Genomic DNA, 11,944 nt, shown 5'->3' on the forward strand with positions numbered 1-11,944 from the left:
GATAAACCCAGCTGGGAAGGGGGGCGTGGGGAGGTAGAACCTCGCATCCCACCAACCCCACAACACACAAAAGGGGGGGGACCGGGGCCCCGCCCCCCCCCCCCCCCCCCCCGAGCCGCTGGGTCAGATCGGCGAGCCAGTCGGACTCACGGTCGCCCAGTACATGGAGGAGGACTCCGGGGGAGGCCTGGGACCAGCGCATGTCGGCCGCGGCGATCCAGGTCGCCGCTCCGGCGGCGCCCGTGTGACACGCGGCTCCCGCCGCGTGCAGCGCGGGATAGGCCACCCGGGATCCCGCGTTCCACGGCGCGGTCCGCAGCTCCTTGCGGAGTTCCTTCAACGCGGGCAGACAGGCTCGGCGTTCGCCGTCGGTCATCCCGTCCAGAAGGCCTGCGGCCTCGACCGTGCGCCCCGCCCGTACCGCCGCCAACAACGCTTCGCCGCTCATCGCACATCGCCCCCGTCGACCGGAACTTCCAGGAATTCCTCGCGTCGTCCGACGGGTGGAGCCGGACTGTCTCCGTGCCCGGCCCGAGCGCCCCGCCGCACCATCCGTACCGCGAGGGCGTGCTTGCAGGGCCCGCGTCCGCCCCGGTACTTCGCCCACCACAGGCAGGAGCAGCTCAGCGTTCCCGCGTCGTCGCGGACCCGGTGCACATGTCCGTCGTCGGCCGTCACCGTGCCGATGGCACCGTCCAGGGCGACCGCCCCCGCCGAGACCAGGGCGCGGGCCGACCGCAGGCGCGGGTTGTGCCGCTCGACCCGCCCCGCGTCGTAGGGCAGTTCGCGGTGGAAGTACGCGGCCTCCGCGGTGTCGTACCCCACGCGCCCCGAGGTGCCCAGCCGGACCAGGGCGGCCCTCACCCGCTCGGCCGGCAGACCGGAGGAGGCGGTCAGGTCGCCCACGTCGACGCGCGGCTCCCAGGCCAGGAGCACCGCGATCAGTTCCGCGTCCTCGGCGGCCTCGTCGGTGGCGAGGGCGTCAAGAACCCCGCCCTCCCCGGAGAAGCCCCGGGAGGCGTCCGGCGACAGCGTGAGCGTGAGCCGCATGCCGGGCAGGACGGCCTCCCAGGCGCCGGCCGCGACGGCCTCGCCGGTCACCGGTGGGCCGTACACCCGCAGGGCCGTCGCATGGCGCAGCACCCGCTGGAGCGCGATCAGCCGCTCAGGGCCGGGCAGACACACCGCCCCCGGAACCGGCCGGGTCGTCGGACGCAGTCCCCGGCCCGCCGGCACCACCCACCGCGGACCGCCCGACATCCCGCGCGCGGTGCCGCGCGGAAGCGAACGCAGGAACCGCACAGCCTCCGCCGCGGGCAGTTCGGCCCGCAGATCGAACCCGGCCGCTATCACCTGCGCCTCGGCGAACCCCCGCAGCCAGCGGTCGGGCAACGGCACCTTCTTCTCCACCACCGGTCCGTCGAGCGTGGTCACGGCCATCTCGTCGGGGCCGACCCGAAGGTGCAGCGGATCGTCCGTGCCGATGCGCGAAAGAGCCTCGCGCAGCGGGTTGTTGACGTCGACGTTCGTCGTCCCGTGCCCGATCTCGTCGCCGTCGAGGCCCGCCGTCAGGACGTCCAGACGCGCGTACACCCCGCCGCAGCCGGAGAAGGACTCGAACCGGAGCCGGTCGCCGTTGCCCGTGACCACCGGGTCCAGGGAGGCGCGCAGCTGTGGCTGGTAGTAGCGCGCCGCCGCGACGTCGGCCACCGCCAGCAGCCCCGCGGCCGCCACTTGAGGTGACGTCAGAAAGCCCGTGAAGAACCGCGGATGGTCCTCGATCCCCGTGGGCGTCGCGCCCCGCGAGGTCTCAAGTCCCAGCCGCCGGCCGTCCGGTGCGGACTCCAGCGCGGAGGGTCGGGTGTAGGCCACGGCCTGCAACGATCGCGTCATGGAAAAACCGTAGACGCGACCACTGACAATGACCTCTGACCTGCGACGACTTGCTTGCGAGGTGACTTCGGTGCGGGCTCGCCGTGCCGCACGCCGGGGGACCGCCCCGGTGCGCGGCACGGCGGTTCAGCGGGCCTGCTGCCCCACGCGCCCCGGCTGGAGCACCTGCGTGAACAGCACGGTCCCGTCCTGTTCGCGGAGCCGCATCGTCAGCTCGCCGCTGTCCCCGTCGATGTCGACCTCGCCGAAGAACGGCGCGTTGAGTCGCGTCGCCGTCCGCGGCTCACGGGCTGCCGCCGGGGATGCCTCAGCGGCTGCCGTCGAGGAGGACGCGGGCGACGAGCGCCGGGTCGTCGTTCATCGGGACGTGGCCGCAGCCGGGCAGCCGCACCAGTCGCGCCCGCGGAATGATCTGCTTGGCCCGGACGCCCTGGCGGCGCATCAGCAGCCGGTCGCGGGTGCCCCAGGCCACGGTGACGGGCAGCGCCGGGATGTCGTCCGTGAACTGGACGTCCGTGCCCGCCCGGAGGGTCTCGGCGAATCCCTCGGCGTGGGCGAGCGCGAGGGTCTCGGCGACGACCGCGTCCGGTGAACGGCGGCCGGGCCGGGCGTAGATGGTGCTGGTCAGCACCGTCCGTCCGGCGGCTGAGCGGGAGAGCCGCTCGATCGCCGGGACCGGCATGCGCCGGGCCGCCGCTCGCATGGCGATCAGCAGACCGAAGGCGTAGCGCCGCTCCACCGGTGACCAGAAACCGGCGGGCGAGAGCGCCGTGACGGACCGTACGAGCTTCTCGCGGCCCAGTTCCAGGGCCAGCAGCCCGCCGAGCGAGTTGCCGGCCACATGGGGCCGTTCGATCTCCAGCGCCTCGCACAGCGCGCCGAGCACGGGCACCACCGTCGCCAGATCGTGGGTGAGTCCTTCGGGCAGCGCCGGGGACTCGCCGAAGCCGGGGAGGTCTACGGCGATGACGTCGCGTTCGGCCGCGAGGATGGGGATGACCGGGTCCCAGGCCTGCCGGTGGTGGCCGATCCCGTGCAGCAGGAGCAGCGGTTCACCGGTGCCCACGCGCGCGTAGGACAGGGTGACCGCCCTCGGGCCGCGCGGGGAGGGGAGACTGACGGTGACCGTGTCGGACATGGAACTGCTCCTCGTCTGGACGCCGTGACGAACCAACTCGTAGACAGCTTGTCAGCAACTGCTACCGACGGGTAGCCCCAAGTCGCCACGAACCGTACGTCAAGATCCGTTCGGCGCGGATCGGGCAGCCGGGGGCCGGACGGCGGAGCGCCGGGCAGTCGCGGGTCGGGCGGGCAAGGGCTGGGCGGCAGAGCGCCGGACGCCCGTACCTCGGCCCAGCTCCCAGCCACCAGCCCGCAGCCACCAGGTCCCGTCCTTCAGCTCCCCGCACCCGTAGTCCGCCCCCGTCTCCCGAGCTACCGCGCCCTGTGCACCTCCACGTTGAAATCCGCCTGCCCGAAGCCCTGGAACAGGCTCATCCACAACGGCAGATACATTTCCGCGGCCCGGGCCGTCCGGATGCCCCCGAGGTCGAGCACGCGGTGCGCCGGCCAGCCGAACTCGCCCAGCAGCGCCGTCACCTGCTCCTTGGCGCCCTCGTCGTCACCGGAGACGAAGATCTGGTGCTCGCCCGGCACCCTGGCGGGGTCGACCATCACTTGGCAGTTGACGGTGTTGAGGCTCTTCACCACGCGCGCCTGCGGGAACGCGCGCTGGATCTGCTCGCCCACGCTGTCGGACTCGACGGGAGAGAGGCGCATCTCGCCGTCCTCGAACGCGAGGGGGTTGGAGACGTCGAGCAGGACCTTGCCGTCCAGGTGTTCCTCGCCCGCCGACCGCAGCACGGGGAGGGCGACCTGGCCGCCCACCGCGTTCACGACCACCTCGCCGAACGCCGCGGCCTCCGCGAACGTGCCGTGACGTGCCGTGGGACCCGAAGCGCCGGCCCACTCGACGGCCGCCGCGTTGTCCTTCGTGCGCGAGCCCAAAGAGACCTCGTGGCCCAGTTCGACCAGCTTGCCGGCAAGCGCGCGCCCCACGTCGCCCGTGCCCAGAACCCCGTACCGCATCGTCGTACCTTCCGTGTCGAGACCGCGGGCCGACGGCGGGCCCGCGGCCATTCTGCTCCGGGGCGGCGATTTCGCCTGGACACGAAGGAAGGTGTCGGGTGGGATGGTGCGGTGGCAATCGACACCGTGACCGATGTGTTCGAAGAACATCGCCCCGTCCTGATGGGTGTGGCGTACCGCATGCTCGGTCGGGTGGCCGACGCGGAGGACGTCGTCCAGGAAGCGTGGCTGCGCTGGTCAGCCGACGACCGGTCGGACGTGCGCGCACCGCGCGGCTATCTGGTCCGCGTCACCACCCGGCTCGCCATCGACCGGCTGCGCCAGGTCCAGTCGCGCCGTGAGGCGTACGTCGGACCGTGGCTACCGGAGCCCTACGTCACCGACTTCGGCGACACCGTCCCGGACAGCGCCGACCGGGCCGTCCTCGCGGACTCCGTCTCCCTCGCCGTCCTCGTCGTCCTGGAGTCCCTGTCACCGCTGGAACGCGCGGTGTTCGTCCTGAGAGAGGCGTTCGGATTTCCCTACGCCGACATCGCCGTGGTCCTCGACCGCGGTGAACCGGCGGTGCGTCAGCTCGCCGGGCGGGCGCGCAAGCACGTAGAGGAAAGGCGGCCGCGCTACGAGGTCGACCCGGACGAACGCCGTGACCTCACCGAGCGGTTCCTCGCCGCGGCGGGAGAGGGCGATCTGGAGGGACTCATGTCCCTGCTGGCACCGGAGGCGCGGCTCATCGGCGACAGCGGAGGGCTGGCCCAGGCGCCGCTGCGCGTCCTCGACTCCGCCGACAAGGTCGGGCGGTTCGTCATCGGCGTCACCAGGAAGGGTGTGCCCGGCCTGTCGTTCCGCTTCCTCGAGGTCAACGGCGGTGTGGCGGTGCTCGCGCTCTCCGAGGGCAAGCCGGACAGCATCATCCAACTGGACGTCGCGGACGGCCGCATCCAGTGCGTCTACATCGTGCGCAACCCCGAGAAGCTGGTGTCGCTCTCCGCCGACTGACCCCTTCCGGACGTCCCCGTCCGAGGCACCGCCGGACAGCGAAAGCCCCCGTCTTCGGACGGGGGCTTTCGGCGTTGTGTCAGGGACATCGCCGAGCGAGAACACCCCGTGAACGCTCCGCGGCGGGACACCTGTGCAATCCGTAAGGGATCGAGGATTGGTCTTGACCAAGGATGGGGGCGGCCCTATCGTCGCAGGGATAGTGCAGGAACCTTTAATAAACAAGGGCGCTAAAACGCCGCCGGGCCACGGCGATTGCGGAGGACAGGGTGGGGACCACGCAGTTGGAATCGGTGCCGGAACCGAAGTACTGGCATCTCAAGACCGTGCTCAGTGAGGCACTTGACTCCGAATTCACCGTGGGCGAGATCCTGCCCAACGAACGTGACCTGGCGGCCCGTTTCGGTGTCGCTCGGGCCACCCTGCGCCAAGCGCTGGAACAGCTCGAACTGGAAGGCCGGCTGCAGCGCCGTCGCGGTGTGGGCACCACGGTCGCCCCGCCGCGTATGGGCGTGGCCGTCGGAACCGAACAGCACATGTGGCCGGGGGCGGTGGGCGACGCCTGGCACGCCGCCGACTGCGCCGTCGCGGCACCGCCCGCGTCCGTGGCCGGCATCCTGGAGACCGCCGCCGGCGAGCTGGTGCACACCGTGCGCCGTTCCCGGGTGACACACGGTCAGCCCGTCGCCGCGGAACTGCTGTACATCCCGGCGTCCTCGGTGCCGGACCTGTCGGCGATCGACGCGCCCTCGGGTGCGGCACGCGCGCGTGCCGTGCTGCGGGAGCTCCAGCGACTGGAACTGGAAGGCCAGGACCGTGCAGTCGAGCTGGGCTCGGCCCGCGCGGACGACGCCAAGGAGCTCGACCGCCTTCCCGGAGCGCCCGTTCTCGTCGTCACGACCCGTTTCTTCACCGAGGGGCGCACCGCCGCGGTGTCCGTGGCGACATACCGCGCGGACACCTGCCGGCTCACCTTCGCCGACTCCGGCGGCGTCGAGATCCACCACGACCAGGAGCGCCGCGCCTCCTGAGCCGTCCTGCCCGGAACCGCTGCTCGCTTCGAGCCGCTTCCCGGACGACACACGGCGCGCTCCGGAAGACTCCGGGGCGCGCCGTATTTCGTGGCTGTGGCTGTGGCTGTAGGAGAAGCAGTAGCCGCCGCGTCGCTCGCGCTTCAGCGGCGCGCCGTCACGGTTCCCTCCACCGCGAACAGCTCTTCCTCCACATGGTCGAGGGCCAGCCGTAGCGCCCCGGTCGCCACGGCCGCTTCACCCAGCATCGAGAGGGTCACCTTGGGCGGGCGCAGGCAATAGCGCGCCAACTCCCGCCGCAGTGGCTCCAGTACGCCGTCCAGTCCGGCAGCCCAGCCGCCGATGACGACCAGCTCCGGATCGAGGGCGAGGACCAGGGCCGCCACGTCGTGCACCAGCCGCTGGATGAAGCGGTCGACCGCCGCGCGTGCCCGCTGGTCACCGCCCTTGGCCAGCGCGAACACCTTGGCGACCGCCTGCTCGTCGAGCGGGTGCAACGGCTCGTCCGTGGTCGACAGCAGCGTCTCGGGCGTCACATCGCGGCCCAGCAGATGCAGCGCGCCGATCTCACCGGCCGCCCCGCCGTACCCCCGGTGCAGCCGCCCGCCGATCAGCGACCCGGCGCCCGGACTCAGTCCCGCCAGGACGAACACCACGTCGTCGGACTCGGTCGCCGAACCCTTCCAGTGCTCGGCGACCGCCGCCGCGTTGGCGTCGTTCTCCACGAGCACCGGGCACTTGAAGGAACGGCTCAGCCGCTCACCCAGCGGCAGGCCCGTCCACTCCGGGAGCGCCGTGCCCAGGCGCACCGTGCCGTCCGCCTCCACGATGCCGGGGCTTCCCACGCCCACCGCCCGCAGGGAACTACGGGCGACACCGGCCCTGCGCAGGAGCTCGGCGACCGCCAGCCGCAGCCGTTCCAGACGCTCGTCGGCGGACGCCGTCTCCTCCACGTCCTTGGCCATCGCGCCCATCACGCGCCCGTCCAGGTCCGCGAGCAGCGCCGCGACGCGGTGCGGGCCGATCTCCAGGCCCAGCAGATGCCCCGCCTCCGCCCGGAACCGGAACCTGCGCGCCGGACGCCCCTGGCGCCGTGTTGCGCCCTCCTCGGCCGCCTTCTCGACGACGAGCCCGTTCTCGATCAGCCCCTCGACGACCCCTTCGACCGTCGGCCGTGACAATCCGGTCACCCGGGTGATCTCGGTGAGGGTCGCGCAGTCCGTGGCGCGCAAGGCGTGCAGCACCACCGCGGAATTGATCCGTCGCAGCAGAGAGGGATCCCCGCCGGTCAACCGCCCCAACGTCCGTCCTCCCAGCTTGTACGCGTGTTGGCCGGATCGTACTCGTCGCGGGGGACCCCGGCGAGGGGCGGGGACCCTTTCCCGTGCACTGGTCACTTTCGGCCCCACCCCGGGGCCGCCGTCAGCCGGGCGCCACGAACCCCGACTCGTACGCCGCGATGACCGCCTGCGTACGGTCCCGGGCCCCCAGCTTCGCCAGTACGGAGCTGACGTGCGACTTCACCGTCTCCGTCCCGACGACCAGCCGCGCGGCGATCTCGGCGTTCGACATCCCGCGTGTCATCAGCCGCAGCACGTCCGCCTCGCGCTCGGTCAGCGCGGCCCGCTGCATGGCCGCCCGCGCCGCCGGATTGCCCCCGTTCTCCCCGTACTCGGCCGCCAACTGCCTTACAGAGGACGGGAACAACAGGGACTCGCCCTCGGCCACCAGTCGCACCGCGTGCACGATCTCGGCCGGCCGGGCCCGCTTGAGGAGGAAGCCGTCGGCACCCGCGCGCAGCGCCTCGTAGACGTATTCGTCGTTCTCGAACGTCGTCACCACGAGGATCTTCGGCGGATCGGTGACGGTCCGCAGCACCGCGCGGGTGGCCTCGATGCCGTCCATCAGCGGCATCCGGACATCCATGGCGACCACGTCCGGCCGCAACCGCCTGACCAGCGGGATCACCGCGGCACCGTCGGCCGCCTCACCGACCACCTCGATGTCGGGCTGCGACTCCAGAACGGCGCGCAGTCCCGCGCGTACGAGAGGTTCGTCGTCGACGAGCAGAACGGTGACCGGCATCCGGCCAGCGTAGATCAGCTCAACGGCAGCTCTGCATGCACCTGCCAGTCACCCTCGTGCGGACCCGTCCGGGCGCGGCCGCCGAGCAGCGCGGCCCGCTCCCGTATGCCGCGCAGGCCGCTGCCCCGCCCGGGCCCCGCTATGCCGTCCGGCAGGGGATTGCGGACCTCCAGGGCGAGTGCGCCGTCTCCGACCTCGATACGGACCCGCACCGGGACGCTCCCGGCGTGCCGCAGCACATTGGTGAGCGACTCCTGGAGGATGCGGTAGCCCTCTCTGGACACCGGACCGGGCACGGTCCCGAGCGGGCCCGTCACCTCGGCGTCCACCTCGGCTCCTGAGGTGCGCGCCGACTCCAGCAGCCGGTCGGCGTCGGTCAGCGTGGGACGGCTGCTCACGGGACGCCGCGCCTCGCGCAGCACACCCAGCACCCGCTCCAGGTCCTCCAGGGCGGCCCGTCCGGTCTCCTCGATGGCGACCAGGGCGCGGCCGGTGAAAGCCGGGTCGCCGGCCGCCCGCGCGGCGCCGGCCTGCACCACCGCGACCGTCAGCGCGTGACCGATGGAGTCGTGGAGCTCACGGGCGATGCGGTTGCGCTCCAGAAGTTGTTCGGTGCGTTCCTCCAGCGCGGCGAGCCGCTCGGTGGGAGAGGGCCCGAGGAACCGCCGCGCCACCACCGTGACCAGCTCGCCGAGGCCGACCACCGCGCCGTACAGGGCGAGCAGGGGCAGCGGGATGAGCAGCGCGCAGCTCCAGTGCGGGTCCAGGAGCCTCACCACGGGGTCGTTGGACGGCCAGTAGCCCAGGGCCGCCCTGGTGAGATCGACGGCGAACGTCGGCAGCCAGACGGTGGCCATGGACGTCGCCACGCTCAGCAGGAGGCGGGCCTCCAGCCAGAGCACGGTCCGCCACCGGTCCCGTCGGCCGGCCGAAGGAGCGACCGAGAACGCCGCGTCCTCACCATCCCGCTCGCCCGGCGCCAGCATGAACCGCGCCTGAACACCCTCGCCCCGCCGCACGGCCGGGATCAGCCCCAGCGGAACGAGCATCAGCGCGGGCACCCACGGCCTCGTACTGTCGATGAACAGCCACACGCTGACGAACAGCATCGGCACCCACAGGTGCAGCAAACGCGTGTACGTCGTCCCCCACAGCAGCGGGCGCAGAAAGCGGGCCATTGCGTCATCGTGTCAGCCGGCACCGACAACGGGCCTCCCCCGGGCGGGGGAGAGGATCTCCACCCGCGGGGGAGGCCGGGACCGGTCGGCGGCGGCCACGCTGGGCCCATGACCAGCATCGACGTCCAAGACCTGACCAAGGAGTACGGCGGCAAGCGTGCCGTGGACCGCCTGACCTTCAGCGTTCTCCCGGGCCGCGTCACCGGATTCCTCGGCCCGAACGGCGCGGGGAAGTCCACCACCATGCGGCTCGTGCTGGGCCTGGACCGGCCCACGTCCGGCACCGCCACCGTCGGGGGCCGCGCCTACGCCACCCTCGACGAGCCGCTGCGGAAGGTGGGCGCCCTCCTCGACGCCGGGGCCGCGCACGGATCGCGGACAGCCCGGGACCACCTGCGGGCGCTCGCCGCCACGAACCGCATCCCCGAACGCCGGGTGGACGACGTGCTGGAGGAGACGGGGCTCGCCCCGGTGGCCCGGCGCCGGGTGAAGACGTACTCCCTGGGCATGCGCCAGCGTCTGGGCATCGCGGCGGCGCTCCTCGGCGACCCGCCCGTGGTGCTCCTCGACGAACCGTCGAACGGCCTCGATCCGGAGGGGATCATCTGGATCCGGGAACTGCTGCGCCGGCTGGCCCGCGAGGGGCGCACCGTCCTCGTCTCCAGCCACCTCATGAACGAGACCGCGTCCTTCGCCGACCAGCTCGTCGTCCTCGGCCGCGGCCGGCTTCTCGCCGACACGCCCATGCGCGAGTTCATCCACGGACGCGTGCAGCCTCGCGTCCGGCTACGGAGCACGGACAGTGGCGCGTTGCGGAGCCTGTTCGTGGAGCACGGCATAGAGGCCGTCGAGGGTGAGGACGGCCGCTGGACCGCCCTCGACGCGCGGCTGGAGGACATCGGGCGCCTCACCTCGGCCGCAGGGCTTCCGATGCTCGAACTCGCCGCGGAGGAAGGCACGCTGGAACAGGCCTATCTGGATCTGACCGCCACCGAGACCGAGTTCGCCGCCACCCCGCCCCAGCCTCAGGAGGCCTGACCGTGTCCTTCGCACCCGCACTCCGCGCGGAATGGATCAAGATCCGAACCCTGCGCTCACTCCTCTGGGGCCTTCTCGCCGTTCTGGCGGCCACCGTGGCGTTCTCGGCACTCGCCGGACTCGACGACTCCGGTGAGCGGGACTTCGACGCCCTCTTCTCGGCCTTCTCCGGTGTCAGTTTCGGCCAGATCGCGGCCATCGCCTTCGGAGCGCAGGCGGTCTCGGCCGAGTACCAGGGAGGTGCCCTGCGGGTCTCGCTGGCGGCGGTTCCCGACCGGGGGCGCTGGTTCCTGGCGAAGACGGTGGCGATCGGCGGACCGGCCCTGGTGATCGGCCTGGTCACCGGAGTGGCCAGTCTGGTCGTGGGGACGTCCGTGCTCGGTTCCAGGGCGAACGGGCCGACCTGGACGGAAGAACTCCGGGGGGTGGTCGGCTGCGCGGTCTACCTGGCCCTGATGGCCCTGTTCGCGGCGGGCCTGGCAGCCGTCCTGCGCAGCGGGGTGGCAACACTGAGCATCCTGATCCCCTTCCTCCTGACCGTGTCCTTCGTCGTCGGGGGAGCGTCCGGGAGTGTTGCGGACTTCCTGCCGGACCAGGCGGGTCAGGCGGTCCTGCACGAATCGCCGGACGGTGTCCTCAGCCCCTGGAGCGGGCTCGCCGTGACCGCGCTGTGGACCGCCGCGGCAGTGGGCGCGGGCGCGTGGTGCGTCCGGCGCCGGGACGCCTGACCGCACTGGCCTCCTGACGCCTCACTCGTTGTCGGTGGCGGCCGCTTTACTGGACGTCATGAGCATCGCGCAGCATCTCGCCGTGATCGACCGGCCGTGCTCCGAGGACTTTCCCGCGGAGCACGGCCGGTCGGATGCCGGCACGGGTGGAGCGGGGTACCACATCGCCGAGTCAGTGACGAGCGAGGATTTCTGGGAAGCCGACGGCGCGGCACGTGAGGAGACGGAGGAGCAGTACGAGGCCGACCGGGACGGTCTCTCGGAGCTGCTCACCCGCCGCTGGGGGAGCCCGTACGTCTTCAGCCTGTCGAGTGTTCTCGACCGGGTGACGGACGGCGAGGACATACCCGAGCCCTGGGGCGTCCTGAGTTCGCACGTGCCCGACGTGCACCTCTGGAGGCCCGAAGGGCACGACCGCTGGGTCGCCCTCGGTGTCTCGCGGTGGGACGGCGAACTGCCGTTCCAGCTGCTGGCGGTGATCACCGAGACAGACCCGCCCCGACTCAGGGAGCCTGCGCCGCCGCCCGCAGGCGGCCGTACTCCTCGGCCATCGTCGCCGCGGTCCAATGAGCGTTGAGTCCACTGGGATTGGGCAGGACCCACACCCGGCTCGACCCGATCGTCCGCTCCTGCGGGCCGATGCGGGCACCGCGGTCCTCGAAGGCCGCTCGGTACGCGGTCACGCCCACCACCGCGAGCCACCTCGGGCGCAGCCGCTCCACCTTCTCGCCGAGCAGCCGCCCGCCCTCGCGGTACTCCTCGGCGCTCAGCTCGTCGGGGGGGGGGGGGGGGGGGGGGACCACGGTGGGGGTGGGGGGGGGGGGGGGGAGGAAACCATCCCCCCTCGGAGAGCTTCGTGAGCGCGGGGGGGACCGAGGGAGGGGGGGAAACTAACAAGAACAAGGCT

At 72.2% G+C, this 11,944-nt stretch carries 10 protein-coding genes and 2 pseudogenes; 5 read left to right on the top strand and 7 right to left on the bottom strand.

Annotated elements, in window-relative coordinates; genetic code table 11:
* Positions 1 to 444 precede the first annotated feature (444 nt).
* The 3 genes from ACZ6KY_RS41640 to ACZ6KY_RS41650 all read right to left on the bottom strand — a co-directional run bounded on the left by ACZ6KY_RS41640 (position 445) and on the right by ACZ6KY_RS41650 (position 3,981).
* Positions 445 to 1,893 (bottom strand): SWIM zinc finger family protein, encoded by a 1,449-nt coding sequence (locus tag ACZ6KY_RS41640; protein ID WP_469315455.1) that lies wholly within the window; start codon positions 1,891 to 1,893, stop codon positions 445 to 447.
* A gap of 307 nt (positions 1,894 to 2,200) precedes the next feature.
* Complete coding sequence (locus ACZ6KY_RS41645; protein ID WP_469315456.1) at positions 2,201 to 3,031, bottom strand: alpha/beta fold hydrolase; 831 nt, start codon at positions 3,029 to 3,031, stop codon at positions 2,201 to 2,203.
* Positions 3,032 to 3,327: 296 nt separating this feature from the next.
* Positions 3,328 to 3,981, bottom strand: a complete 654-nt coding sequence (locus ACZ6KY_RS41650; protein WP_469315457.1) for an NADPH-dependent F420 reductase — start codon at positions 3,979 to 3,981, stop codon at positions 3,328 to 3,330.
* A 111-nt stretch (positions 3,982 to 4,092) separates the two neighbouring features.
* On the opposite strand from ACZ6KY_RS41650, the gene ACZ6KY_RS41655 reads away from it, so the two are divergent.
* Both ACZ6KY_RS41655 and ACZ6KY_RS41660 read left to right on the top strand, forming a co-directional pair.
* Positions 4,093 to 4,977: an RNA polymerase sigma-70 factor gene (locus ACZ6KY_RS41655; RefSeq protein WP_469315458.1), complete on the top strand. Its 885-nt coding sequence runs from the start codon at positions 4,093 to 4,095 to the stop codon at positions 4,975 to 4,977.
* A 269-nt stretch (positions 4,978 to 5,246) separates the two neighbouring features.
* A complete protein-coding gene (locus ACZ6KY_RS41660; RefSeq protein WP_469315459.1) occupies positions 5,247 to 6,008 on the top strand; it encodes a GntR family transcriptional regulator in 762 nt (253 codons plus the stop codon).
* Positions 6,009 to 6,151: 143 nt separating this feature from the next.
* Here the strand turns inward: ACZ6KY_RS41660 and ACZ6KY_RS41665 are convergent, their stop codons facing one another.
* The 3 genes from ACZ6KY_RS41665 to ACZ6KY_RS41675 form a co-directional block, all read right to left on the bottom strand.
* On the bottom strand, positions 6,152 to 7,309 hold the full coding sequence (locus ACZ6KY_RS41665) for an ROK family transcriptional regulator (RefSeq protein WP_469315460.1): 1,158 nt from the start codon (positions 7,307 to 7,309) through the stop codon (positions 6,152 to 6,154).
* A gap of 121 nt (positions 7,310 to 7,430) precedes the next feature.
* Positions 7,431 to 8,093 carry a response regulator transcription factor gene (locus ACZ6KY_RS41670; protein ID WP_469315461.1) on the bottom strand — a complete coding sequence of 221 codons (663 nt, stop codon included), beginning with the start codon at positions 8,091 to 8,093 and terminating at the stop codon, positions 7,431 to 7,433.
* Positions 8,094 to 8,107: 14 nt separating this feature from the next.
* Positions 8,108 to 9,271: a sensor histidine kinase gene (locus ACZ6KY_RS41675; RefSeq protein WP_469315462.1), complete on the bottom strand. Its 1,164-nt coding sequence runs from the start codon at positions 9,269 to 9,271 to the stop codon at positions 8,108 to 8,110.
* 108 nt (positions 9,272 to 9,379) lie between these two features.
* Here ACZ6KY_RS41675 and ACZ6KY_RS41680 point away from each other — a divergent pair, with 108 nt between their 5' ends.
* The 3 genes and pseudogenes from ACZ6KY_RS41680 to ACZ6KY_RS41690 form a co-directional block, all read left to right on the top strand.
* Positions 9,380 to 10,309: an ABC transporter ATP-binding protein gene (locus ACZ6KY_RS41680; protein ID WP_469315463.1), complete on the top strand. Its 930-nt coding sequence runs from the start codon at positions 9,380 to 9,382 to the stop codon at positions 10,307 to 10,309.
* A 2-nt stretch (positions 10,310 to 10,311) separates the two neighbouring features.
* A complete protein-coding gene (locus tag ACZ6KY_RS41685) occupies positions 10,312 to 11,037 on the top strand; it encodes an ABC transporter permease (RefSeq protein ID WP_469315464.1) in 726 nt (241 codons plus the stop codon).
* Between the two features lie 58 nt (positions 11,038 to 11,095).
* Positions 11,096 to 11,536 (top strand): annotated as a pseudogene (locus ACZ6KY_RS41690) (hypothetical protein); the annotation flags it as partial.
* Between the two features lie 4 nt (positions 11,537 to 11,540).
* Here the strand turns inward: ACZ6KY_RS41690 and ACZ6KY_RS41695 are convergent.
* Positions 11,541 to 11,813 (bottom strand): annotated as a pseudogene (locus ACZ6KY_RS41695) (uracil-DNA glycosylase family protein); the annotation flags it as partial.
* Positions 11,814 to 11,944 lie beyond the last annotated feature (131 nt).

It is taken from the genome of Streptomyces sp. NPDC042002, from assembly GCF_055588305.1.